This window comes from Pseudocitrobacter faecalis, assembly GCF_965231525.1.
Lineage (GTDB): Bacteria > Pseudomonadota > Gammaproteobacteria > Enterobacterales > Enterobacteriaceae > Pseudocitrobacter > Pseudocitrobacter faecalis.
The window spans coordinates 4,567,615-4,592,152 of the sequence record NZ_CBDDNJ010000002.1 but is presented as its reverse complement, the minus strand read 5'-3'; the positions used below and the strand labels follow the sequence as shown (position 1 = coordinate 4,592,152).

26 protein-coding genes are annotated in these 24,538 nt (G+C 51.3%); 10 read left to right on the top strand and 16 right to left on the bottom strand.

Annotated features, from left to right (window positions below; all coding sequences use genetic code 11):
• Window positions 1-2: 2 nt before the first annotated feature.
• The 8 genes from ACOXYR_RS22145 to rfaQ form a co-directional block, all read right to left on the bottom strand.
• Window positions 3-1,064 carry a glycosyltransferase family 9 protein gene (locus ACOXYR_RS22145; protein ID WP_421355891.1) on the bottom strand — a complete coding sequence of 354 codons (1,062 nt, stop codon included), beginning with the start codon at window positions 1,062-1,064 and terminating at the stop codon, window positions 3-5.
• A 49-nt stretch (window positions 1,065-1,113) separates the two neighbouring features.
• The gene (gene waaZ, locus ACOXYR_RS22140; RefSeq protein WP_113858316.1) at window positions 1,114-1,965 is read right to left on the bottom strand and encodes a 3-deoxy-D-manno-oct-2-ulosonate III transferase WaaZ; all 852 of its coding nucleotides are present in this window, start codon (window positions 1,963-1,965) and stop codon (window positions 1,114-1,116) included.
• A gap of 188 nt (window positions 1,966-2,153) precedes the next feature.
• Window positions 2,154-2,852 carry a lipopolysaccharide core heptose(II) kinase RfaY gene (gene rfaY / locus ACOXYR_RS22135; RefSeq protein ID WP_350436550.1) on the bottom strand — a complete coding sequence of 233 codons (699 nt, stop codon included), beginning with the start codon at window positions 2,850-2,852 and terminating at the stop codon, window positions 2,154-2,156.
• A 25-nt stretch (window positions 2,853-2,877) separates the two neighbouring features.
• The gene (locus ACOXYR_RS22130; RefSeq protein WP_113858313.1) at window positions 2,878-3,900 is read right to left on the bottom strand and encodes a glycosyltransferase family 8 protein; all 1,023 of its coding nucleotides are present in this window, start codon (window positions 3,898-3,900) and stop codon (window positions 2,878-2,880) included.
• Between the two features lie 19 nt (window positions 3,901-3,919).
• Complete coding sequence (gene waaO, locus ACOXYR_RS22125) at window positions 3,920-4,936, bottom strand: lipopolysaccharide 3-alpha-galactosyltransferase (protein WP_113858312.1); 1,017 nt, start codon at window positions 4,934-4,936, stop codon at window positions 3,920-3,922.
• A 133-nt stretch (window positions 4,937-5,069) separates the two neighbouring features.
• Window positions 5,070-5,867 (bottom strand): lipopolysaccharide core heptose(I) kinase RfaP, encoded by a 798-nt coding sequence (rfaP, locus tag ACOXYR_RS22120; protein ID WP_350436548.1) that lies wholly within the window; start codon window positions 5,865-5,867, stop codon window positions 5,070-5,072.
• Window positions 5,860-6,984 carry a glycosyltransferase family 4 protein gene (locus ACOXYR_RS22115; protein ID WP_108476531.1) on the bottom strand — a complete coding sequence of 375 codons (1,125 nt, stop codon included), beginning with the start codon at window positions 6,982-6,984 and terminating at the stop codon, window positions 5,860-5,862. The genes rfaP and ACOXYR_RS22115 overlap by 8 nt, the downstream gene beginning before the upstream one ends.
• Window positions 6,981-8,030, bottom strand: coding sequence for a lipopolysaccharide core heptosyltransferase RfaQ (gene rfaQ, locus ACOXYR_RS22110; RefSeq protein ID WP_421355892.1), 1,050 nt, complete (start codon window positions 8,028-8,030; stop codon window positions 6,981-6,983). Before rfaQ ends, ACOXYR_RS22115 begins: the two co-directional genes overlap by 4 nt.
• Before the next feature lie 402 nt (window positions 8,031-8,432).
• Between rfaQ and waaA the strand changes: the two genes are divergently transcribed.
• Window positions 8,433-9,710, top strand: coding sequence for a lipid IV(A) 3-deoxy-D-manno-octulosonic acid transferase (gene waaA / locus ACOXYR_RS22105; protein ID WP_407731779.1), 1,278 nt, complete (start codon window positions 8,433-8,435; stop codon window positions 9,708-9,710).
• Window positions 9,711-9,717: 7 nt separating this feature from the next.
• The gene (coaD, locus tag ACOXYR_RS22100) at window positions 9,718-10,197 is read left to right on the top strand and encodes a pantetheine-phosphate adenylyltransferase (RefSeq protein ID WP_108476534.1); all 480 of its coding nucleotides are present in this window, start codon (window positions 9,718-9,720) and stop codon (window positions 10,195-10,197) included.
• A gap of 37 nt (window positions 10,198-10,234) precedes the next feature.
• On the opposite strand, the gene mutM is transcribed toward coaD, so the two are convergent.
• The 4 genes from mutM to radC form a co-directional block, all read right to left on the bottom strand.
• Entirely contained in the window at window positions 10,235-11,044 is an 810-nt protein-coding gene (gene mutM, locus ACOXYR_RS22095; RefSeq protein ID WP_108476535.1) for a bifunctional DNA-formamidopyrimidine glycosylase/DNA-(apurinic or apyrimidinic site) lyase, read from the bottom strand.
• A 98-nt stretch (window positions 11,045-11,142) separates the two neighbouring features.
• Window positions 11,143-11,310, bottom strand: coding sequence for a 50S ribosomal protein L33 (rpmG, locus tag ACOXYR_RS22090; protein WP_003024094.1), 168 nt, complete (start codon window positions 11,308-11,310; stop codon window positions 11,143-11,145).
• A 20-nt stretch (window positions 11,311-11,330) separates the two neighbouring features.
• On the bottom strand, window positions 11,331-11,567 hold the full coding sequence (gene rpmB / locus ACOXYR_RS22085) for a 50S ribosomal protein L28 (protein WP_000091955.1): 237 nt from the start codon (window positions 11,565-11,567) through the stop codon (window positions 11,331-11,333).
• 219 nt (window positions 11,568-11,786) lie between these two features.
• Complete coding sequence (gene radC / locus ACOXYR_RS22080; RefSeq protein WP_108476536.1) at window positions 11,787-12,452, bottom strand: RadC family protein; 666 nt, start codon at window positions 12,450-12,452, stop codon at window positions 11,787-11,789.
• Window positions 12,453-12,625: 173 nt separating this feature from the next.
• Here radC and coaBC point away from each other — a divergent pair, with 173 nt between their 5' ends.
• The 3 genes from coaBC (at window position 12,626) to slmA (ending at window position 15,032) form a co-directional block, all read left to right on the top strand.
• Complete coding sequence (gene coaBC / locus ACOXYR_RS22075) at window positions 12,626-13,846, top strand: bifunctional phosphopantothenoylcysteine decarboxylase/phosphopantothenate--cysteine ligase CoaBC (protein ID WP_189624146.1); 1,221 nt, start codon at window positions 12,626-12,628, stop codon at window positions 13,844-13,846.
• Window positions 13,824-14,282, top strand: a complete 459-nt coding sequence (dut, locus tag ACOXYR_RS22070; protein ID WP_015962466.1) for a dUTP diphosphatase — start codon at window positions 13,824-13,826, stop codon at window positions 14,280-14,282. The genes coaBC and dut overlap by 23 nt, the downstream gene beginning before the upstream one ends.
• 153 nt (window positions 14,283-14,435) lie before the next feature.
• Window positions 14,436-15,032, top strand: coding sequence for a nucleoid occlusion factor SlmA (gene slmA, locus ACOXYR_RS22065; RefSeq protein ID WP_108476537.1), 597 nt, complete (start codon window positions 14,436-14,438; stop codon window positions 15,030-15,032).
• Here slmA and ACOXYR_RS22060 read toward each other — a convergent pair.
• From ACOXYR_RS22060 to rph, 3 genes are all read right to left on the bottom strand, one after another.
• Window positions 15,029-15,988: a reverse transcriptase domain-containing protein gene (locus tag ACOXYR_RS22060; protein ID WP_421355893.1), complete on the bottom strand. Its 960-nt coding sequence runs from the start codon at window positions 15,986-15,988 to the stop codon at window positions 15,029-15,031. The two genes, slmA and ACOXYR_RS22060, sit on opposite strands and share 4 nt — an antisense overlap.
• A gap of 297 nt (window positions 15,989-16,285) precedes the next feature.
• On the bottom strand, window positions 16,286-16,927 hold the full coding sequence (gene pyrE, locus ACOXYR_RS22055) for an orotate phosphoribosyltransferase (protein ID WP_108476539.1): 642 nt from the start codon (window positions 16,925-16,927) through the stop codon (window positions 16,286-16,288).
• Window positions 16,928-16,991: 64 nt separating this feature from the next.
• Window positions 16,992-17,708: a ribonuclease PH gene (gene rph, locus ACOXYR_RS22050; RefSeq protein WP_015962461.1), complete on the bottom strand. Its 717-nt coding sequence runs from the start codon at window positions 17,706-17,708 to the stop codon at window positions 16,992-16,994.
• A gap of 125 nt (window positions 17,709-17,833) precedes the next feature.
• Between rph and ACOXYR_RS22045 the strand changes: the two genes are divergently transcribed.
• Both ACOXYR_RS22045 and ACOXYR_RS22040 read left to right on the top strand, forming a co-directional pair.
• Window positions 17,834-18,697, top strand: coding sequence for a YicC/YloC family endoribonuclease (locus tag ACOXYR_RS22045; RefSeq protein WP_421355894.1), 864 nt, complete (start codon window positions 17,834-17,836; stop codon window positions 18,695-18,697).
• A gap of 208 nt (window positions 18,698-18,905) precedes the next feature.
• A complete protein-coding gene (locus ACOXYR_RS22040) occupies window positions 18,906-19,523 on the top strand; it encodes a trimeric intracellular cation channel family protein (RefSeq protein ID WP_108476541.1) in 618 nt (205 codons plus the stop codon).
• Window positions 19,524-19,525: 2 nt separating this feature from the next.
• Here the strand turns inward: ACOXYR_RS22040 and ligB are convergent, their stop codons facing one another.
• Window positions 19,526-21,196, bottom strand: a complete 1,671-nt coding sequence (ligB, locus tag ACOXYR_RS22035) for an NAD-dependent DNA ligase LigB (protein WP_421355895.1) — start codon at window positions 21,194-21,196, stop codon at window positions 19,526-19,528.
• Window positions 21,197-21,451: 255 nt separating this feature from the next.
• On the opposite strand from ligB, the gene gmk reads away from it, so the two are divergent.
• Genes gmk through spoT form a run of 3 tightly spaced genes read left to right on the top strand, consistent with a single transcriptional unit; the run spans window position 21,452 to window position 24,534 of the window.
• A complete protein-coding gene (gene gmk / locus ACOXYR_RS22030; RefSeq protein WP_108476543.1) occupies window positions 21,452-22,075 on the top strand; it encodes a guanylate kinase in 624 nt (207 codons plus the stop codon).
• A 53-nt stretch (window positions 22,076-22,128) separates the two neighbouring features.
• Window positions 22,129-22,404 (top strand): DNA-directed RNA polymerase subunit omega, encoded by a 276-nt coding sequence (gene rpoZ / locus ACOXYR_RS22025; RefSeq protein ID WP_000135058.1) that lies wholly within the window; start codon window positions 22,129-22,131, stop codon window positions 22,402-22,404.
• Between the two features lie 18 nt (window positions 22,405-22,422).
• Entirely contained in the window at window positions 22,423-24,534 is a 2,112-nt protein-coding gene (gene spoT, locus ACOXYR_RS22020) for a bifunctional GTP diphosphokinase/guanosine-3',5'-bis pyrophosphate 3'-pyrophosphohydrolase (protein WP_108476544.1), read from the top strand.
• Window positions 24,535-24,538: the final 4 nt, after the last annotated feature.

Sequence of the window (24,538 nt, the reverse complement as noted above, 5' to 3'; positions counted from 1 at the left end):
TTTTAATGGAATAATCGTTTTAAGGCATCGAGCAATACTGTCTCTTCAATATCACATGCGCTACAAGTTGGCGATATTACCTGTTGCGCCCGTAGATTATTCGGCGCCCAAATAATCGGTGATGGATAATCTTCACGCCTCGCTTTCGGGTAGAAGGCCAGTGTTGGCCTGTCATACGCTGAAGCAATATGAACCAGTGCAGTATCTACGGAGATAACGTACTGGCAATATTTTGTCAGCGCGACGGCATGGATGAAATCTTTAAACGGCAGTGTTTCGATATTCTTAACCGGAATCAGCGGGAGATCTTTTGGATGCCCCGTATAGATAATTCGCAGCTCCGGATGATTCTCTTTTAACCAGCTATCGATAAGCTCAATTTGATGATTCGACATCCGACAAATTTTCTTCGCCCCGATGGGATTGACTATCACCACCTTTGTATCACCGACAAATTCTTGTAATTGCTGTTCAACGTCAGTGGGAAGCGGCAAATCATAGCGCTCATCATATTGAACGCCTTCGCCAAACAGATGCTCACAAATCACGCGCGTACGTGTCGCCATGTGCTCCGTTAACTGCTCATCATGCGGATGATAGCTGGAGTAGTAGCGTTTGTACCACTTATCGAAACCAAGGATATAGTGATGTCTTAACCCGGACAGAAGCAGCGCATGGCCAAAGCTGGGCTGTGTTTCAAAAGGATCTAACACTACATCGAATTGATGCTTGGCAAGCTCTCTACGAAGCTTCAGAACCTCTGAAATACTATTTGAATCCTTGATAAAGAAGTGAGAAATACCTGGATTGGCTTTCAAAAAAGCATGCCCAATACCGCAGGAGATTATAGACAACTTTATACCCCGTTCGGCCAGTGCCCGATATAAGGCACTTAAGACAATCAGATCACCGAGCTTACTATTATCATGAATCAGCAAACAGCTTTTGATGGAGTTTGCAGGTAAAAGTTTCACACCTTTATGGCTAAAAAGAAAAGAGAGAAAGTTGATTTTAATTTTATTAATTAATAATCTTTTTTTCTTGTGAAATGTTCCAAGGCGCATCTTTTTTACCAGCACATGGTGTTATTGATGAAACTATTCGATACGGCTTTTATGCATGAACACGCGCATCATCAGATGTGAATTTTTTTTTAGCACCCACGATCTTTTTTGGCGTAGCATCAGCCAGTTCTGAAGCTTCGATAAAAGGGATAATGTCGTAACTGATTGCCGTATCATCAGACAGATTATAGATCCGCATATCAGGCACATTGCGGCTCATAAACTTAAAGAACGGCAATATCTTATGCAGATCTTTGCTCAGTTCAGAAGGCATCGGATTATTGCTTTCATCGTAAAAACGCTGACAGGTACCGGTAAGATCGAGTCCTGAGCACACAATCCGCGAATAGCACAACGAGTAAGCAATCTGAATCGCGGTATAAGCAACGGTATGGCACGAGCAGTAGCCAATCGCAATGTCCTTACAAAAACCGACAAGACGCCCTCTCTTCGAGAAGGGTACCTTAATCAGTAAATTGCGGTACAAACGCCTCAGCACTGCGAGCTTAACTTTTTTGGCAAATCCGCCTTTCTCACGCTTATAAAACGCTTTGAGAATATAGCATTTTTCGCGGAGATATTTTTTATCTTCTTCTGAGGCCTCTTCATAAACATCCGTATTCACGATAGTAACGCGGCTACCGCGGCTGAAACGATAGAAATCGTCTCGGCGTTGATGCAAAAAACGCGCATCCGTCAAAATATAGATAAATGGCGTGATATTGTGACTGAGTAAATAATCCGCGGATCCATTCACCGTGATGACATCTTTACTTTCCAGTACAGAAAGTGGCGTCTTCTTTGATGTTGGGCCTGACAGAAAAATGATCGCATCATCCGATGTTTTCTGCTCAATCAGGCTCTGAACATCAGCATGTGTAATATATTTAATGTGTTTCATAAAAAACCTGTAGAGATAGGCTACTTTTCGCCGGCAAATGCAGCAAACTTTAAACTACGATGAACTCCACAAAAACGTATATAGCATATACAATTAAATCCAGCATTTATCTATAATATGTTATGTATAGCATTATCTACACTATCTATATTTCTAAAAAGTAGCGATACATATAATATTTAAATGATTTACCGAGCTTCCTTCCCTTTAAGCCTTCTAATGAAATTACGAAATTTTTTCTTAAAAATCAGACGATAATAACCCGCATCTTTAACCTCATTAATGATACCATAATGACGTTCAAGATCGATGCGGTCCTTAGCCATACGCATCGCAGACGGTGATTTACCAGACAAGTCGATAATCCTGACTACGCCATTTTCAATGATAAAGTTGCCTTTATGCGGATCGCCAGAAACCATGCCGTGCTGATGTAAACCGGAAATTGACGCCTTAATTTTTTGTTTGAGTTCATCGTCTATTTCAGGAATATCAACCAGTTCAACACCTTCAATATACTCAATCAGCATGATGTAGTAATGTGCAAAACGTAACGTTTTCTTCTCCGCTAACAGATAGAAATCGTTAACTGAATCCAGGCCTTCTTTTCTGACGCGCTCGGTTTGCTCGAACAGTTTCTCGTAGTAGTCGCCCTTCACCATTGCTTTGAGGAAACGTTCATTCTGCTTAACTTTTGGTGCAAAAATTTTTAAGATCATTTTCCCGTACTGGGTATCGATCAATAAAACTTTAGTGTCCTCAATATTACGGAATACTTTTATAATTTTGATATTGTAGGATAAAAAATCGTTAAACACATCGATGTATTTTTCACCATCTGACTTCGTGAAAACGACATAATCGTTAATGTGATGTTTAATACTCATAATAAACCAAAAGTTAATAAATTATTCAGCGAATGGAATGTTTTCTCAGCAAATAGGACACACCAGCAACAAACCCGGAGTAATATTTGTGTTGAACGAGCAGATGTTTGTAGCGCTTTTTCAATTCAACGATAGTCTGCGCATCGCGAGGAGGTTGGTCTTTCCAGGGCGATACAGCCAGTGCCTGCAAGTAATAACGAACAGAGGGATAAACAGCCCACTTATGCCACGGTTTGGTGACACCGGTATAATGGATGAGTACCGTTTCATCAAATATAGTTTCTTTATACTTTTGATGTGTTCGGTCTTTTAACTCGCTTTTTATTGTATAAATAGTATTAAATTTTCGCGGGAGGAACTTTATTTTACCTTTAAGTAAGATATTTAATACATCCTGATCAGGATATTTATAGACAATATCATTGTGATTTTCATGCGTCAGCATTGCCAGAATTCGGTGGGTTAAATCATTTTTCACCCACTCCTTCAGGTTGGCATAAACTACGCCAGAGTTGAAATAGTTTCCCTGAAGCTCAGGGTCTTTCAATCTATCGATCACTTTCTTCTGCATTGAATCAACATCTTTCACAACCGCAGCGATCTTTCCATTAAGATCGCAGGTTGCTAACTCATCCAGACGTCCTTTACAGAACACATCGGCGTCCAGATAAAGCAGCTTATCCAGTTTATTACTAAAGAGTTCGAATGCAAATAGTCGAAAGTACATGGCCCGAGACCAGACTTTAGTACGTGGCAGGCAGTCCAGTCGTTCCGCATTAATCAAGTATAGACTTATTTTAAGCTTATACTTTTTAGCTAACGCTTCAATATTGGCGAGGAAAGAGGAATTATATTCATCAGCAACAATATGATAATTGATATCAATACTGTTATTGATGACCACAGACGTAATAGAAATCCCCACCCAGTCAAGGTAGTTTCTGTCTACGCCATACGCGATATTTAACGCATCATTATCATCATGAGTATTTGTTCTATCATCAAAAACCTTATACTCAGATATTTCAATTACAGGAAGTGAGTTCACAGCATCACCTATATATATTTTATTTTGTGATTTTCTTTTTAAAATAAAGAACGTAACTCAAAATACCTTTAATAAATTGCTTTTGATGCAGCTGATGCTTGGCACAGTATCGGTATTGAGCCGCCGTTTTAGGCGTCAATAGTGCATCATCCTGCCATGGTGAATGTTTTTTGGCATTCAGGAAGCAGGCTGAAACCGGGTAATCTCCCCAGAGGTGCCACGGTTTCGTTGGGCCGATGTAATGGATAAACACAGTCTTATCATTCACCGGCCTGACAACGGATTTCTTCAGTTCATAGTTGAGACTGTACTGGGTATTAAACTTCGGATCGATAAAGCGCGCTTTTCCCACCAACAGCATGTTCAGGACATCCTGATCAAGGTGCGTTATCTTGCGGGTAACTTCCGGGTCGCGCAGCATTTCAATGGCTTTCTTCGAAATTTCTTCGGTATTCCATGCGGCGATATTAATGAGCAGGAAACCGGCATTGAAGTAACCCTCTGCCAGGCCCGGTGTCGACAGCGTTTCCGCGCGTTTTGTCCACCATGCGGTATTGCCTTCCATCACCACTGCCGCAATCTCATTATCGGTAAAGCGAAGATCAATGAGTTCCTGAACGCTTCCTTTACAGCCGATATCCGCATCCAGATAAAGCACTTTATCGCTTTTACCTGCAAAATAATCGGCGATGATGAAACGGAAGTACGTCGCGTAACTCCAGTTTTTAGTGCTGGGTAAGGACTTGAGCGTATCGCAATTCACCAGATAGATAACAATACGAGCCTGATACTGTTTCGCAAGCGCGGCAAATTTCTCTCGCACGCTGTCGGTCAGAAAATCAGTAAAAACGTGGAACGCCAGGCGATTATTGCGATTAGCAAACAGGATCGATGCTATTGAAATACCGCAGCCGTACAGGAAATTCTTATCAATCCCGTAAGCAATATCGAACGCGCCACTCTCTGAATCAGGCAGATAATTATAGTCATTGACTGAGAGAATGACGTCTCTCTCATCAAAGTAAGTCTGGTTCATTAATCACTCTTTCTCATCAATACGATGAATCAACGTTTCGCAATAGTGTTATCTGGCTTTTCACTAACCGTCAGGCATGCAGAAAAATCGTAGGCTAGTTTTTCGTCTTGCGAAACAAATAAATAACTCAGGGCTACAGATGCTTTCTTACAGTCCGCTCTCTGATACGTTCGGCTTTTGCTGCCGCCTGAACCATCAGATTTTTCTCGTCATGCAGAATATCTCGCAGCGGCTTCGCAAAATAAACCTTCAAAAAGCGGAAGATATCTCGCTGGGTCAATCCAATATTCATCGATGAAAAATAGAGCCCAATCAGGTCTTTATCACGCCAGCGCAGCGGTACCTGACTGCGCATTTGCGCGCGATGCAGGTCGATAACCGAAATCTTCAGATTCTCTTCATTGCCATCAAACGGCAGATGCAGCAGAAAGTGACAGATATAACAGTCGCGATGGTTAATCCCCGCGAGGTGCATCTTTCTTACCATTGTCGCGACACGGTTGATGATCATCCGTTTTACGCGCGGCTGCGGCGGATTGTTGACCCAATCTGCACAGTAATCTTCCAGACTGATCGTCGGGGTCAGATCTTCGGTGATGATAAACGACACTTTGCGCACAGGGTTCAGACCTTTTTCGCCGTAACCCACGCCGCACATAGTATCTACGCCGACATCGCGCAATTTATGGATCGCGTTCCACTCTCTGTCTGCACCGAGCACCGGCATACGCAGCGAAAGCAGATTTTTCACCACTTCTTTCATCGCGGTGCCGCGGTGCCACTTCAGGAAGTAGCTTTTCCCGGCCAGTTCAAAACGCAGCGTACGACGCGTTTCCAGCTCTCTGAAAACTTCCCCCTGCAGCTTTTTCACCTCTTCAAACGGATCTTTTCCGCGCCAGAGGGTCGCAAGAGGTTCTTTCAACTCAACCATGGACATCACCAATTATGATATCAGCCGCCTTCTCAGGCAGGCTGTAGAGATCCTGCGTATCCGCATAATGGCGGGCATTTTCGGCCCACGCCTGACGGAGTTGCGGATTCGTCAATGCATTACGTAGCGCATCATTAAGCGCTGACTGCTTCCAGGGCTCGCCCAGCACCTCGCCGCAGTTTGCCGCCGCGATGTAGTGCGCATAGCCGCAAACTTCACTTACCAACACCGGCAGGCCGCCGGTAATCGCTTCGAGCAGCACTATCCCGGCTGCTTCCTGATAAGCTGGATGCAGTAACACATCGGCGGCGGCCATCAGTTCAGAGACGTCATTACGCCCCGAGAAAAAGTGGACGTTCTCACGCACGCCACGCTTCGTGGCCAGCGCTTCAAATCGACCGGGTTTATCCTGCCCGACCACATAAAGCGTGGTTTTGCAGCGAAGGGCATCCGGTAGCGCCGCCAGTGCTTCAATCGAGCGGTCCACACCTTTTCGGCTGAAATCGGAACCGACCTGAAGCAACAAGAAATCGTGTTCACCAATGCCGTTTTTCGCGCGATACACTGTGCGAGCATCAGGAATTTGCTGACTATATTTGCGATCCGGGTAAATCCCCGGCGGCAAAATATGGAAGCGCTCAGGCTCGGTTTGATAATGCTTCTGGAAATCGGCGATCTGCTTATTCGTCAGCATCAGTAACTGTGTGGATTTGCCTTTCTCAAACGTAGCGCGTTCAAACGCCGCGTAGTGACGATAACGAGCGGTCAGTCGATAGAAAAAACCTTTCTCCTGCGCCACTTTCTCGGCATAACAAACGTCGGCGGCGTAATAAACATCCAGACCCGGCATTTTATTGAAACCAATAATACGATCCGCAGGATGCGCTTTCAGATGCGCCTGCACCCACGCGTAATACTCGGCGTTACGCCCGTGATTGGTTCGCGATTTCACCGGAACGGTAATCAATTCAAACTCAGCCGGGCAGTCTCCCTGCCAGGATTGCGTATAAACGCGCACGTGATGACCGCGCGCGGCAACGGTTTGTGCAATGCGCAAAAAATCGCGCTGCAGGCCACCGAACGGAAAATATTTATAGAGACAGAAGGCGACAATCATAGCGCCTCTCCCGACGGCAACATTTTCTCCGTTGCCGCAATCACATCGGCGGCAGGAATAACGGACATGTACTTTTTATTGCGATCGAGCTGCGAGCGCGGCGGCATCGCCTGATAATTCCCGGCCCAGAACTGAATAATATTTTCCGTCCAGGGGCGCCAGAAAACATGGTCGGTCGCGCCAAACAGACAAATCACCGGCGTTTTTACCGCAGCGGCAATGTGACCGGGTGCCGAATCGACGCCAATAAACAGTACGGCGTGGTCGATTAACGCGCCCAGTTCAGGAAAGCGCGTTTTTCCCGCAAGCCCCGTCACCGGGCGAGATTTACACTGCACGGCGATATCTTCCACACAAGCGAGATCCTCCGCGCTGGGCCCGGAGGTCAGCACGACCTGATAACCACGCTGCTGGAGCGAATCGATGACCTGCGCGAATTTATCGTTATCCCAGCACTTGAACGGTTGGCGTGCGGTCGGTTGAATAACGACATAGTTGTCACCCACGCCGAAAGCATCCAGTTGCTGCCGCATACGCTCCCAATGTTCCGGCGCGTAGGGCATGGATGTTTCCTGACAGATTTGAGTTAACCCCAGCGGCGCCAGCGCAGAGAGATTGCGTAGCACGCAGTGTTCGCCCTGAAACGGCGCAAGGTGGGTAAAACTTTTTTTCCAGAATGCCGACTGGCGATGGGCAAAATCCTGTGAGATTTTGACTTTAGCGTTCAACAAACGCACCAGCACCGCAATCATCCACTGATCGGTCAGATTGACAATCAGGTCATACTGATTCGCCCGCAGGGTTTTCACCAATCCGTAAAAATTCGCTATTTTCGCGGTTGCCGCTGTGCCTTTATTACTGATGCCATATAACGCATTGATTTGCGGATTTTCCGAAATAATGGGGATCGTATCCTGATACAGCAGCATATCGATTTTCGCATCAGGGTAATTACGTTTCAGCGTGCTGATAACTGGCGTAGTCAGCAACATATCCCCATGAAAACGCATTTTAATAACCAGAATTCGGGTGAACGTTTTTTCCACAAGCGGCTCTTTATGATGATAATAACCAGTCGAAATTGAAAAAAAGGCACGCTACCGCCCCAGGCTCACAGTTACCTGAATACTGACGTCGTGCTCTAATTGCGGCTTAGTGTATCACTTATTCCTAAGCAAACCGAATTGAATATTTTTTAACCTCAATTAAGTATATTCTTTTTTAAAACAATGAGTAATATGCTTACGCAACGGGTTTACTTTAAGAGTAAGACCCTTGAGCCACGCCTCAACAACCTCAATTAATCATATAAAAAAGCAAATATAGTTTAACGTTTAATGGTGCAAAGCCCTTTTTCCCGCTAAATCAGCTCAAATCGGCAAAAATGATGGTAAAGGTTGGGCTAAATACTTAGAATCCTCAGCACATTCCTAAGCCAGCTGCGTACTATGCTCCAATTGCTCTACACATCTCTCCTCTACCTTATTCAGCCTTTGATCTGGATACGGCTTTGGGTGCGTGGACGTAAAGCGCCGGCATATCGCAAACGCTGGGGTGAGCGCTACGGTTTTTATCGTAAGCCACTGATGCCGGGCGGCATTATGCTGCACTCGGTTTCCGTCGGTGAAACTCTGGCGGCCATTCCGCTGGTGCGCGCGCTCCGCCATCGCTATCCCGACCTGCCGATTACTGTGACCACCATGACGCCCACAGGCTCTGAGCGCGTCCTTTCCGCCTTCGGCAGTGACGTACAGCACGTCTATCTTCCTTACGATCTCCCGGACGCCATCAGTCGTTTTCTCGATAAAGTCGACCCCAAGCTGGTGCTGATTATGGAGACCGAGCTGTGGCCGAACCTTATTGCCGCGCTGCATAAACGTAAAATCCCGCTGGTGATTGCTAACGCACGTCTTTCTGCGCGCTCCGCAGCGGGTTATGCCAGGCTCGGCAAGTTTGTACAGACGCTGCTACGCCGCATCACGCTAATTGCCGCGCAAAACGAAGAAGACGGCGAACGGTTTATCGCGCTGGGTGCGAAACGCAATCAACTTTCCGTAACCGGTAGCCTGAAATTTGATATCTCCGTCACGCCACAACTGGCGACAAAGGCTATTACCCTGCGCCGCCAGTGGGCGCCGCATCGCCCGGTATGGATTGCCACCAGTACGCACGAAGGCGAAGAGAGCATCATGCTGGAAACACATCAGCAGTTGCTAAAAACCTTCCCCGACCTGCTGTTGATTCTGGTCCCGCGCCATCCGGAACGTTTCCCGGACACCATCAATCTGGTACGCCAGGCAGGTTTAAGCTTTATTACTCGCTCCTCTGGTGAAGTTCCCTCGGCGGGCACCCAGGTTGTCGTGGGCGACACAATGGGCGAACTGATGCTGCTTTACGGTATTGCGGATCTCGCTTTTGTGGGCGGTTCGCTGGTTGAGCGTGGTGGTCATAACCCGCTGGAAGCGGCGGCGCACGCCATTCCGGTGCTTATGGGGCCGCATACCTTCAACTTTAAAGACATCTGCGCGCGTCTCGATCAGGCCAGCGGCCTGATTACGGTGACCGACGCTGCGTCGCTGGCGAAAGAGATCTCCTCTTTACTGACCGACGAAGATTATCGTAACTTCTACGGTCGACACGCAGTTGAAGTGCTCTATCAAAACCAGGGCGCGCTACAGCGCATGCTGCAACTGCTGGAACCTTATCTGCCACCCAGAGCGCACTGAGGCTGTCATGCAAAAACGGGCGATTTATCCAGGCACGTTCGATCCCATTACTAACGGACATATCGATATCATTACCCGCGCGAGCAAAATGTTCGATCGGGTGATTCTGGCGATTGCCGCCAGCCCCAGCAAGAAACCGATGTTTGATCTCAATGAACGCGTCGCGCTGGCCCAGCAGGCGATTGCGCATCTGGATAACGTGGAAGTTGTCGGTTTTAGCGATTTAATGGCCAACTTTGCGCGCGATAGGCAGGCCACTATTTTGATTCGCGGCCTGCGCGCGGTGGCCGATTTCGAATATGAAATGCAGCTGGCGCACATGAACCGTCACCTGATGCCGGAGCTGGAAAGCGTTTTCCTGATGCCGTCAAAAGAGTGGTCGTTTATCTCCTCTTCTTTAGTCAAAGAGGTAGCGCGCCATCAGGGTGATGTCACCGACTTTTTGCCGCCTAACGTCCATCAGGCGTTAATGGAAAAGCTCAAATAGGTGTTTGCCGGATGGCGTCATCCGGCTCGCAGACCGCTCATTTCTGACACTGACGACAATAGAACGTCGCGCGCTGCGCGTGTTTGGTGGCAATAATCGGCGTACCACATACCCGGCAAGGCTCGCCCTTGCGACCGTACACCTGTAGCTCCTGGGCAAAGTAGCCCGGCTTACCGTCGCTTTGCAGGAAGTCTTTCAGCGTCGTTCCACCCTGCTCAATAGAGCGAAGCAAGACCGCCTTAATGGTACTTACCAGCAGCGCGCACTCCTGCGGCGACAGCGAGGACGCGAGTCGATCAGGATGAATCCCCGCCGCAAACAGCGATTCACTGGCATAAATATTCCCAACCCCAACGACCAGCTTGTTATCCATCAGCCAGGGCTTAATCGCTGTTTTCTTTTTCGCGCACTTCTGTTGCAGATACTCTGCGCTGAATTCGTCACTCAGCGGCTCAGGGCCGAGATGCGCCAGCACATTGTGACCTTCCAGCTCTTTAGCCCACAGCCAGGCACCAAAACGACGCGGGTCCGTATATCGCAGCACTTTGCCGTTACTCATCACCAGATCGACATGGTCGTGCTTTTCTGCCGGAAGTTCTTCCGTCAATATGCGCAGACTTCCCGACATGCCAAGGTGGATGATAATCCAGCCATCCGGCAGCTCCAGCAGCAGATATTTGGCGCGACGTTGAACGCTGAGGACGGGTTTGTCGCTCAGACGGTGGATTTCATCGGAGACGGGCCAGCGCAGGCGTCCGTTGCGGATGATCGCATACTGGATGGTGGCGCCAACCAGATGCGGTTCAATGCCGCGGCGGCTGGTTTCAACTTCGGGTAATTCAGGCATAACGTCTCCGACTGTTTAACTGATGTCTTCAATATGGGGACGGCCAGAAAACAAAAAACCCCGCCGGAGCGAGGTTTTTCGTGACATCGAATCTAAAATTATTTGATTTTAGCTTCTTTGTACAGAACGTGCTGACGGACAACTGGATCGAATTTTTTCAGTTCCAGTTTTTCCGGCTTAGTACGTTTGTTCTTCGTAGTGGTATAGAAGTGACCAGTACCAGCAGAAGAAACCAGCTTGATTTTCTCACGAATACCTTTAGCCATGATTTATTTCCTCTAAGTACTTAGTACTTTTCGCCACGGGCACGCAGTTCAGCCAGAACTGTATCGATGCCTTTTTTATCGATTACACGCATACCTTTAGCAGATACGCGCAGGGTGACAAAACGCTTCTCGCTCTCAACCCAGAAACGGTGAGAGTGCAGGTTCGGCAGGAAACGGCGTTTAGTCGCGTTCAGTGCGTGGGAACGGTTGTTACCGGTCACCGGACGCTTGCCAGTAACTTGGCAGACTCGGGACATGTCTATTCTCCAAAAATCAAATTAGCTCGAGCTTCGTATGGGGTATCGGCGCCTCGTCAGGCTTTACAGCCCGGTCATCGCATAGTTCTAAGTGAACTCTCGATTGCCAGGCCCAAATGCCAAACCCGAGATTCTCAAAGGTGGCGTAGTATACGCTGACCCGGCGTTATGCTCAAGTCCCGAACAGACAAAGATCCCGGTGGATCGCGTAATTATCGGCTAAATCCAGCCGCGTTCGGCAAAAGAGACATACTCACCTCGCCCAATAACAAGGTGGTCAAGGACGCGTATATCCATGAATTGGCATGATTTTACCACCCTTTCAGTGATAAGTCTGTCTGATTTACTGGGTTCAGCACTGCCTGAAGGATGATTATGCGCCAGGATCACCGCGGCCGCGTTCACTTTGATGGCTTCTCGTACAATTTCGCGCGGATGCACCTCCACGTGGCTAAGTGTGCCGGCAAAAAGCCGGCTGTGTTTCAGCACCCTGTTCTGGTTATCGAGAAAGATCACGATAAAGATCTCGCGCATTTCATCACTGAGCTGGCTTTGCAAAAATTCACGGGTCATCTCCGGGCTGAGTAACGCATTCTTCGCCAGCACCCGCAGGCTGAAATAGCGCCGCGCCAGCTCGGCAATACCTTTTAGCTGCGCGCACTTCGCCAGCCCCATACCATATTGCTCGGTGATGTCTTGCTCTGAAGCCGAAAGCAGCCCATACAGCGAGCCGAAGTGATGCAGTAAATCACGCGACCAGGTCATGACGTCTTTGTCCCGCGTGCCGGTGCGCAAAAACAGCGCTAACAATTCCACATCTGACAGCGATTCGATGCCCATTTTCTGCATTTTTTCGCGCGGCATCAGCGCATCTGAGCTATCCATAACGGCTCCTCCCTGACAATATTCGCCATCCTGCCACAGCAATGCACGACCTGCGCGGGTCACTTTTTACTCTTGCGTAGCCCCTCGCAAAGTGGATACTCCCTAACCGCACGACCCCGAAAATATTGTGATAAAATCCCACTTTCAGATGAACTCGACAGGAAAGAATCATGATGAGCCTGGCCGGAAAAAAAATTGTTCTCGGCGTGAGCGGCGGTATCGCGGCCTATAAAGCCCCCGAACTGGTGCGCCGTCTGCGCGACCGTGGTGCCGAGGTGCGCGTTGCCATGACCGAGGCGGCGAAAGCTTTCATCACCCCGCTGAGCCTGCAAGCCGTCTCCGGATATCCGGTTTCCGACAGTCTCCTCGACCCGGCGGCAGAAGCAGCAATGGGCCACATTGAGCTGGGTAAGTGGGCGGATCTCGTGATTCTCGCCCCTGCCACGGCAGACCTCATCGCTCGCGTAGCGGCCGGTATGGCTAACGATTTGGTATCCACCATTTGCCTGGCGACGCCATCGCCGGTTGCCGTGGTGCCTGCGATGAATCAGCAGATGTATCGTGCGGCGGCCACGCAGCATAATCTTTCAGTGCTGGCCTCTCGCGACTTGCTTATCTGGGGCCCGGATAGCGGAAGCCAGGCCTGCGGCGATATCGGGCCGGGCCGCATGCTCGACCCGTTAACCATCGTTGATATGGCTGCGGCGCATTTCTCGCCTGTCAAAGATCTGCAACATCTGAACATCATGATTACGGCTGGCCCCACCCGCGAGCCGTTAGATCCCGTTCGCTATATCAGCAATCACAGCTCCGGCAAGATGGGCTTTGCGATTGCTGAGGCTGCCGCACAGCGCGGCGCGAATGTCACTCTGGTGAGCGGCCCGGTTTCGCTCGCGACGCCTGCCTTCGTACAGCGCATTGACGTGACAACCGCGCAGGAGATGAATGCCGCCGTTCAGGCTGGCGCGCAAAAGCAGCATATTTTCATTGGCTGTGCCGCCGTCGCGGATTATCGTGCCTCCGTGATTGCCGAGGAAAAAATTAAAAAACAGGACACACAGGGCGATGAATTCACTATCAAAATGGTGAAAAACCCGGACATCGTAGCAGGCGTTGCCGCGCTAAAAACGCACCGCCCTTACGTCGTCGGATTTGCCGCCGAAACAAATAATGTGGAAGAATATGCGCGGCAAAAACGCGCCCGCAAAAACCTCGATCTGATCTGCGCTAACGATGTATCACAGGCAAATCAAGGCTTTAATAGCGATAACAATGCATTACACCTTTTCTGGCAGGACGGCGATAAACGCTTACCGTTAAGCAGCAAAGCGCTGCTGGGCCAACTTTTACTGAACGAGATCGTTACCCGTTATGATGAAAAAAATCGACGTTAAGATTCTGGACCCGCGTATTGGTCAGGAATTCCCGCTGCCAACTTATGCCACACCTGGCTCTGCCGGGCTGGATCTGCGTGCCTGCCTTGATAGCGCTATTGTGCTGGAACCGGGCCAAACGACACTGCTGCCAACCGGGCTGGCGATTCACATCGCTGATCCCTCTCTGGCGGCGATGATGCTGCCGCGCTCGGGTCTGGGCCACAAACACGGTATCGTTCTGGGCAACCTGGTCGGCCTTATTGATTCTGATTATCAGGGGCAACTGATGGTTTCTATCTGGAACCGTGGGCAAACCACCTTCACCATCGAACCGGGTGAACGTGTCGCACAAATGATTATTGTGCCGGTCGTACAGGCCGAGTTTAATCTGGTTGAAGATTTCGATGCCACCGAACGTGGCGAAGGCGGCTTCGGCCACTCCGGGCGTCAGTAACCGGTTCTGTCTCTGCCCGGCTTGATGCGGGGCGGAGACATTTGAACGCATCCCACAGCGTCATAATGCAATAACATCACTGCAAATTTGGATTTGCGGTCACTGTGTGGATGTCTGCCTGACGAGCATTTATTTTCAGGGGTATTTTAGAACATGGCAGAAAAGCAAACTGCGAAACGGAATCGTCGCGAAGAAATACTTCAATCTCTGGCGCTGATGCTTGAATCCAGTGATGGTAGCCAACGCATTACTACGGCAAAGCTGGCGGCTTCTGTGGGCGTTTCCGAAGCCGCGCTCTATCGACACTTTCCCAGCAAAACACGCATGTTCGATAGCCTTATCGAGTTTATCGAAGATAGCCTGATTACCCGCATCAACCTGATTTTAAAAGATGAAAAGGACACTACCGCGCGTCTGCGCCTGATTGTTCTGCTTATTCTCGGGTTTGGTGAACGTAATCCGGGCCTGACGCGTATTCTTACCGGTCACGCGCTAATGTTCGAACAGGATCGCCTGCAGGGGCGTATCAACCAGCTTTTCGAACGCATTGAAGCCCAGTTGCGCCAGGTACTGCGCGAGCGGAAAATGCGTGAAGGTGAAGGCTACGAGACGGATGAAACCCTGCTGGCAAGTCAGCTGCTCGCCTTCTGTGAAGGAATGCTCTCTCGTTTTGTCCGCAGCGAATTCAAATATCGCCCTACCGACGATTTTGACGCCCGCTGGCCGCTCATGGCCACGCAGCTTCGCTAACGTGTTTCAGGCAGAGCAATCTGCCTTATCATTTGCTGCACGTCACGCAGCGCCCTCCTGAATGCCCGGTCATCCGGGTTAACCTGTAGCAGCCAGGCGATTTTCCCCTGCAAACGCTGAAGGTAACACAGCGCCGATTCTGTCGATTTTCCGCTGTGACTCAGATGAGCCGCAACGCCAAATTTCAGACAATAGTGCACTTCCTGGCGCAACAATCGGCGTTGTTCCCGGGAAATGTGCAGCTTTTCGTTCACCACGATCCCCGTCACCGTCTGTTGTTTATATGCTGGTATCAATGCAGTTTTTCGTTTATTCAGCCGCAGCCCCAGTTCAGCCAGCAGCGCCGCCGCTTTATTACGCACCTGCCGGGCGGAAAATTCGCCGGAAAAAGTCATATCGTCGCAATAGCGGGTATAAACAATATGCCGCTCCTGACACCAGCGGCCCATCCGTTCATCAAAACGCCGCATGACCAGGTTAGAAATCGCCGGCGAGGTGGCCGCCCCCTGCGGTAACGCATCGCGATAACAACAAAGGTGGGTCAGCATCGTCACCACAGCGTTGGGTAATGTGGTCTGGCGGAAAACCCGCCACACCAGTAACCCACTGATATTGTCAAAAAAGCCTTCAATATCGAGCTTCAGAATCTGCGATTGAGAAAGGTGAGGCCGCGCGTTGTGAACCACGGTACTACCAGGGCGATAGGCCGTTGCAAAGGGTGAAACAGGGAAATGAGAGAGGACGTTCCTGAGGATATTGCGCTGCACCGTTTTCAACAAATAATCAGGCGCCAGGATCTGTCGCTCACCGCCGTCGCGCTTTGACAACACGATAGTCCGGTAATGCTTCGATGTGCTGTTGCTGAGTGCATACAGCCGGCGTATCTCTTCGTTCGCGCTCCAGCCCGGAGAGCTAAATAAGTCCAGCGCCAGAAGGCAAACCCGGGTCGCATCCATTCAACGCTCCACATCGCTGAGAAAAGTGGGTGCCAACAGCGGCGATACTCGAAAACCATCCCGAAGGCGTGGAAATGTACTTCGCGCGACAGCGCGCGCACGTGAAACGTGCCGAGGTACAATGGAACGACTTTGGGTATATGAGTGAACTGCGGGCGTGAAGTCGGCGACTCGCCGACCCTTCTGGATAACTCCAGAAACGCTATCGCCACTGCTGACACAGAAAGCATAACATGGGCATGACGGGGAAAACTATTCGGCATATCACGCTGCGGGCGGAACCCGCAGCGTAATGAATCAGACGCCGTAAGCTTCGCGATAGGCGCGAACGGCGGCAAGATGCTCCGCCATTTCTGGTTTTTCTTCCAGATAGGCAATCAGGTCTTTCAGGGTGATGATGGAGATAACTTTGCAACCGTAGTCGCGCTCCACTTCCTGAATCGCAGAAATCTCGCCACGGCCACGCTCCTGACGATCGAGAGAGATCAGTACGCCAGCCAGTGTCGCGCCGTTAGCCTGGATGATTTCCATTGATTCGCGGATCGCCGTGCCTGCGGTGATCACATCATCCACCAGCATCACGCGACCCTGAAGTGGGCTACCCACCAGGCTACCGCCCTCACCATGGTCTTTCGCTTCTTTACGATTGAAGCAGTACGGTAGATCGCGGTCATGATGCTCCGCCAGCGCGACCGCGGTGGTGGTGGCAATCGGAATACCCTTGTAGGCCGGGCCAAACAGCAGGTCGAACTCGATCGCGGAATCGACCAGCGCTTCGGCGTAGAAGCGGCCTAACAACGCCAGATCGCGCCCGGTATTAAACAGCCCGGCGTTGAAGAAATAGGGGCTCTTGCGCCCGGATTTCAGCGTAAATTCGCCAAACTTCAGTACCTGCTTGCTAAGCGCAAATTCAATAAACTGGCGCTGATACGGTTTCATGGATTCGCTCCTTACTTACTTTTCTACGGACAAAAAAAAGGCGACTCATCAGTCGCCTTAAAAATCAGTTTTCCAACGCCGCCTTCTGCGTCGCTACAATGGATTCGATACCCCCTCGGGCCAACGCCAGCAAGGTGAGTAGCTCTTCGTGGCTGAACGGCTCGCCTTCTGCGGTGCCCTGCACCTCAATCATGCGGCCATCTTCCATCATCACCACGTTCATGTCGGTTTCTGCCGCCGAATCTTCAACGTACTCGAGGTCACAACGCGCTTCACCATCGACAATGCCAACGGAAACCGCGGCCACCATACCTTTCATTGGGTTGGTTTTCAGTTTGCCGGCAGCAACCAGTTTGTTCAGCGCATCGGCCAATGCCACGCAGGCACCGGTGATAGATGCAGTACGGGTGCCGCCATCGGCCTGAATCACGTCACAGTCGAGGGTGATGGTGAACTCGCCCAGCGCTTTCAGATCAACCGCCGCGCGCAGCGCACGTGCAATCAGGCGCTGAATTTCCATGGTACGACCGCCCTGCTTGCCCTTCGCCGCTTCGCGTGCGTTACGGGTGTGGGTGGCGCGGGGTAACATGCCATATTCTGCGGTGATCCAACCCTGGCCCTGACCTTTCAGAAAACGTGGCACGCTCTCTTCTACAGAGGCAGTGCACAGGACTTTGGTTTCACCGAATTCGACGAGCACGGAGCCTTCAGCGTGTTTTGTATAATTACGGGTCAGGGTGACGGGACGCACCTGGTTAGCGCTACGGCCTGCTGGACGCATGATAAAATCTCCGGCTTGAAACGAATGTGGCTGCGCATTATACGGACTTCCGGCGGTTATTCCTATCCTGGCAGGTGAGTGATAGCTATAATCCCTCCATCACTCCTTTAAAAACAGGAACGTCTATGATCCGCAGTATGACCGCCTACGCCCGCCATGAAATCAAGGGCCAATGGGGCAGTGCCTCCTGGGAACTGCGCTCAGTGAACCAGCGTTATCTCGAAACCTATTTCCGTCTGCCTGAGCAGTTCCGCAGCCTGGAGCCGGTAGTCCGCGAGCGTCTGCGCACGCGTCTGACGCGCGGTAAAGTCGAATGCACCCTGCGTTTTGAGCCTGATGCCAGCGCACAGGGCGAGCTGATCCTCAACGAGAAACTGGCGAAACAGCTGGTTAACGCGGCAAACTGGGTCAAAATGCAGAGCGACGAAGGCGAGATTAATCCGGTCGATATTCTGCGCTGGCCGGGCGTGATGGCAGCACAGGAACAGGATCTGGACGCCATTACCACTGAAATTCTTTCGGCGCTGGATAAAGCTCTGGATTCCTTCATCATCGCTCGCGAAACGGAAGGTCAGGCGCTTAAAGCACTGATCGAGCAGCGCCTTGAAGGCGTCAGCAATGAAGTCACCAAAGTGCGTGCGCATATGCCGGAAATTCTGCAATGGCAGCGTGAACGCCTGGTTGCCAAACTGGAAGATGCCGAAGTTCAGCTGGAAAATAACCGCCTCGAACAAGAACTGGTGCTAATGGCGCAGCGCATCGACGTTGCCGAAGAGCTCGACCGTCTTGAAGCGCACGTTAAAGAAACCTATAACATCCTGAAGAAGAAAGAGGCCGTTGGTCGTCGTCTCGACTTTATGATGCAGGAATTTAACCGCGAGTCGAATACTCTGGCATCGAAATCCATCAATGCCGATGTGACAAATTCTGCTATCGAACTTAAAGTTTTGATTGAGCAGATGCGCGAACAGATCCAGAACATCGAGTAATCGGTTCTTCGTTGGCCCACCTCATGTGGGCCACTTTAGTTTTTCTAAGTTAAAATTCGTTTTTGAAAATGCTTCAACCCCGTTAACCCTCAGCCAAACAAAATTCCGCCATTACTTTTTCTAAGCCAAATCCCTTCACCTTAGAAAATCTCAATCGTGACGCCGCGCACAAATCGTTACCCTTCCGCCATCGATTTCGGGAGCTCATATGTTATTGCATGTTCTTTACCTTATCGGCATTACCGCCGAAGCCATGACCGGCGCGCTGGCTGCCGGGCGTCGACGTATGGATACCTTTGGGGTCATTATCATCGCGACCGCCACAGCGCTTGGCGGCGGTTCGGTGCGTGATATCCTGCTAGGCCACTATCCGCTGGGCTGGGTGAAGCACCCGGAATACGTGATTATCGTGGCAACAGCGGCAGTGTTGACGACTATTGTGGCCCCGGTCATGCCCTATTTGCGTAAGGTGTTTCTGGTGCTGGATGCGCTGGGCCTGGTGGTATTTTCCATCATCGGCGCGCAAATCGCGCTGGACATGGGCGAAGGCCCGGTCATCGCGACCATTGCTGCCGTCGTCACCGGCGTCTTTGGCGGCGTGCTGCGCGATATGTTCTGTAAGCGCATTCCCCTGGTGTTTCAGAAAGAACTTTACGCGGGCGTGTCGTTTTCCGCCGCCGTGCTCTATGTTGCCCTGCAGCACTATGTTAGCAACCAGGACGTCGTGGTGATCGCCACCCTGCTGTTTGGCTTCACAGCCCGCCTGCTGGCGCTGCGTTTGAAGCTGGGCCTGCCGGTGTTTTATTACAAGCACAACGCGCACTGAGTTTAAAATCCGGGGATTTTCTGGCTGGCAAGCCACTGCGCCAGCCGGGAAATGTCCGGATGATGTACCGCCTCCACCATCTGCTGCGCGCGCAGGTTTCCCATACCTGGAAAGCGTTGCCAGTCCTGAGCGCTTCTCGACGCCAACGTATCCCAGCGGTTATCCGCCAGCGCCCCCAGCGCCGCTTTGCTCAGCGGTAAGCCAAACGCCGTCACCCAGCGTTTGAACGGTTGCTGGCGTACCAGGTTGAATTGATGCCATAACTGCGTCGCACGGGAGGGTGTAATACCTGGCGTGCGGCGCAGTTGTTCCGGCGTCAGTGCCAGCCATGAGAAAAGATGTTCGAAAGATTGTGCCTGATGCAGCGTCTGCCAGCCCGCGCGGCCCAGTCCATCAATATCAAAAACCGCCTTCGAACTCAGCCATTCCAGCCGCGCCATAAACTGCTCTTCGCAGCCGGGCGTAGCGTAAAAGCAGGTGAGCGCATTGTATTTCTGCAAAGGCAGCGTGGGTTTGATACGCTGCGTACTGCGCCATACCACGCTATCAATACGTGGGATCCCCTGTCCGGCCAGGCTGACCAGCACCTGATCGCCCTCGGCGATATCCAGTGTTTGCCAGCGTGCGACTGAACCGATATTCACCCGCTGAACCTGTTTATCATCCAGCTTCACCGGCACAAGCTGGGCGACGACGGCAATCTTTCCTGTACGCCCCACCGTGAAGCTTACGTTTTTTACCTCAGCCACCTGTGCTGCCGGAACATATTTCCAGGCGACAACCCAACTGCCCTGCGTGGGTAGCCAGTGTTTCCCTTCTGGCTCATCGGCTGAGCGAACCACCACGCCATCGGTCACGAACGGCAGCGGCGAGGTAAACCAGCGGTCGCGCCAGCTCGCAATATCTTCAACCCGCATCACCGGTTTCGTGTAACGCTGCGCCAGCGGAAAGCCAGCCTGGCTCAGCAAGGCCAGCCGCTCTTCCATATGCTGCGGCCCATCAGGCCACGCCCAGATAAACACGCCAAGATTCGCCAGCGTTTTACTTTCACTTCGTTGCATCAGGGCACCGGCGACCTTAGCGCGGGCATTCACGCCCCCCATCTGCTTTTGAATATGGTCGTTGCGCTGCAGGAAAATCTCCCCCTGCAGCACACTTTCCGCCAGCCTGCCTGTGACGGTTTTGGGAATATCCGGGATGTGCCGCGCTTTCTCGGTCCAGTCTTCCCCTTTTAGCCCATCGCCACGGCTGATGACCTGCAGCAAGCGTCCCTGGTGATAAACCAGCGTCACCGCGACGCCATCGACCTTAGGCTGTACCCAGAGATTGTTTTTCCCTGCCATCCACTGACTGAACGCTTGCGCATCTGCCAGCTTCTGTACGCCTGTATGGGCAACCGGATGCATAGTGCCGGAAATCTGCCCCGGTGGCGTGCTCTCAGCCTCTTCGGTATAGCCAAAGCAGCGCTGCCACTGCGTCAATCGCGCTGAGAGCTGATCGTAAACGCCGTCGTTCACCTCGCTCGCGCCCTGCCGCCAGTAATCATCATTCCAGCGTGCAATTTGCATCGTAAGCTGCGCAACTTCTTGTTTCGCACGAGCAGGAGCCCAGGCAGGGCAAGTTGCCTGAGCCCCCGTTACGGTCGCGATTAACAGCAGCAGTATCCTTTTCACTTTCGCCCCTCCTTTTGCACTGTAAAGGCGTTGTACCGCCAGGCAAAAAAGATTGCGAATGCCTCATGCGAATTCTCCGAGGAGGCTTCCAGGGAAATTGATTTGTTGCAGCAACAGGTAAGGAAATCAGGAAAGTGGCACGCAAAATGAAAGAAACCAGCGCAAAAAGTGTGACAAAGACTACGTCACGATGCGCCGACGTGTATAATAAGCCCGTATGTAGAACTTCATTGCTGGCAACATACACAAATACTCATGGCTCAAGGCACGCTTTATATTGTTTCTGCCCCCAGTGGCGCAGGTAAATCCAGCCTGATTCAGGCTTTATTGAAAACCCAACCGTTATACGACACTCAGGTTTCTGTTTCGCATACCACGCGCGCGCCGCGTCCGGGTGAAGTGCACGGTGAACATTATTACTTTGTGAATCATGACGAATTCAAAAACATGATTAGCAGAGACGCGTTTCTTGAACATGCGGAAGTGTTTGGTAATTACTACGGCACTTCGCGTGAAACCATTGAGCAAGTGCTGGCAACGGGCGTCGATGTTTTCCTTGATATCGACTGGCAGGGCGCGCAGCAAATTCGCAGCAAAATGCCGCACGCGCGCAGTATTTTTATCCTGCCGCCGTCCAAAATTGAACTGGATCGCCGCCTGCGTGGCCGCGGTCAGGACAGCGAAGAGGTGATCACCAAACGAATGGCGCAGGCAGTTGCAGAAATGAGCCATTATGCGGAATATGATTACCTGATCGTGAACGACGATTTCGATACCGCTTTAGGCGATCTGAAAACGATTATCCGTGCTGAACGTCTGCGCATGAGCCGCCAAAAGCAGCGACATGACGCTTTAATCAGCAAACTATTGGCAGACTGAACCCACTTTCAGTATCATGCCCAGTCATTTCTTCACCTGTGGAGCATTAAAGTATGGCACGCGTAACTGTTCAGGACGCTGTAGAGAAAATTGGTAACCGTTTTGACCTGGTACTGGTCGCCGCGCGTCGCGCTCGTCAGATGCAAGTAGGCGGAAAGGATCCGCTGGTACCGGAAGAAAACGATAAAACCACAGTAATCGCACTGCGCGAAATCGAAGAAGGTCTGATCAACAACCAGATCCTCGACGTGCGCGAGCGCCAGGAACAGCAAGAGCAGGAAGCCGCTGAATTACAGGCCGTTACCGCTATTGCTGAAGGTCGTCGTTAATTACAGAGCGGGTCGCCCTTGTATCTGTTTGAAAGCCTGAATCAGCTGATTCAAAACTACCTGCCGGAAGATCAAATCAAACGTCTGCGGCAGGCGTACCTCGTTGCACGTGACGCTCACGAGGGCCAGACACGTTCAAGCGGTGAACCCTACATCACGCACCCGGTGGCGGTTGCCTGCATTCTGGCCGAGATGAAACTCGACTATGAAACGCTAATGGCGGCGCTGCTGCATGACGTGATTGAAGATACCCCTGCCACCTACCAGGATATGGAACAGCTTTTTGGTAAAAGCGTCGCCGAACTGGTAGAGGGGGTGTCGAAACTTGATAAACTCAAGTTCCGCGATAAGAAAGAGGCGCAGGCCGAAAACTTTCGCAAGATGATTATGGCGATGGTGCAGGATATCCGCGTCATTCTCATCAAACTCGCTGACCGTACCCACAACATGCGTACGCTGGGCTCACTTCGCCCGGACAAACGTCGCCGCATCGCCCGTGAAACCCTCGAAATCTACAGCCCGCTGGCACACCGTTTAGGTATCCATCACATCAAAACCGAACTCGAAGAGCTGGGTTTTGAGGCGCTGTATCCCAACCGTTACCGCGTGATCAAAGAAGTGGTGAAAGCCGCGCGCGGCAACCGTAAAGAGATGATCCAAAAAATCCTCTCAGAAATCGAAGGGCGTTTGCAGGAAGCGGGAATACCGTGCCGCGTCAGTGGTCGCGAGAAACATCTTTATTCGATTTACTGCAAAATGGTGCTCAAAGAGCAGCGTTTTCACTCGATCATGGATATCTACGCTTTCCGCGTGATCGTCAATGATTCCGATACCTGTTATCGCGTGCTCGGCCAGATGCACAGCCTGTATAAGCCGCGTCCAGGTCGCGTGAAAGACTACATCGCCATTCCAAAAGCGAACGGCTATCAATCTTTGCACACCTCAATGATTGGCCCACACGGTGTGCCGGTTGAGGTTCAGATCCGTACCGAAGATATGGATCAAATGGCAGAGATGGGTGTTGCCGCGCACTGGGCTTATAAAGAGCATGGCGAAACCAGCACTACCGCGCAAATCCGCGCCCAGCGCTGGATGCAGAGCCTGCTGGAGCTGCAACAGAGTGCCGGTAGCTCGTTTGAATTTATCGAGAGCGTTAAATCCGATCTCTTCCCGGATGAGATTTACGTTTTCACACCGGAAGGGCGTATTGTCGAATTGCCTGCCGGTGCAACGCCTGTCGACTTTGCGTACGCGGTGCATACCGATATCGGTCATGCCTGCGTGGGCGCACGCGTCGACCGTCAGCCTTACCCGCTGTCGCAGCCGCTCTCCAGCGGCCAAACCGTTGAAATCATTACCGCGCCGGGCGCTCGCCCAAATGCCGCTTGGCTCAACTTTGTCGTCAGCTCGAAAGCGCGCGCCAAAATTCGCCAGTTGCTGAAAAACCTCAAGCGTGATGATTCCGTAAGTCTGGGTCGTCGCCTGCTCAACCACGCGTTGGGTGGCAGCCGTAAGCTCGCGGAGATTCCGCCAGAGCATATCCAGCGCGAACTGGATCGCATGAAACTCACCTCACTTGACGATCTGCTGGCTGAAATCGGCCTCGGCAACGCCATGAGCGTGGTAGTGGCGAAAAACCTGCAACAGGGCGAAGCGACACCTTCCGCGCCGGGCGCCTCCGGCCATGCGCATCTGCCTATTAAAGGCGCGGATGGCGTGCTGATCACCTTCGCAAAATGCTGCCGTCCCATTCCGGGCGACCCGATTATCGCTCACGTCAGCCCAGGCAAAGGTCTGGTTATCCACCATGAATCCTGTCGTAACATCCGTGGCTATCAGAAAGAGCCCGAGAAGTTTATGGCGGTTGAGTGGGACAAAGAGACTGAGCAGGAATTTATCACCGAAATTAAGGTTGATATGTTCAATCATCAGGGGGCACTGGCCAACCTGACGGCGGCAATCAATACGGCGACGTCCAATATTCAGAGCCTGAATACTGAAGAGAAAGATGGCCGCGTTTACAGCGCCTTCATCCGCCTGACGGCGCGCGACCGCGTACATCTGGCGAATATCATGCGCAAAATCCGCGTGATGCCGGACGTCATTAAAGTCACCCGTAACCGAAACTAGTTTT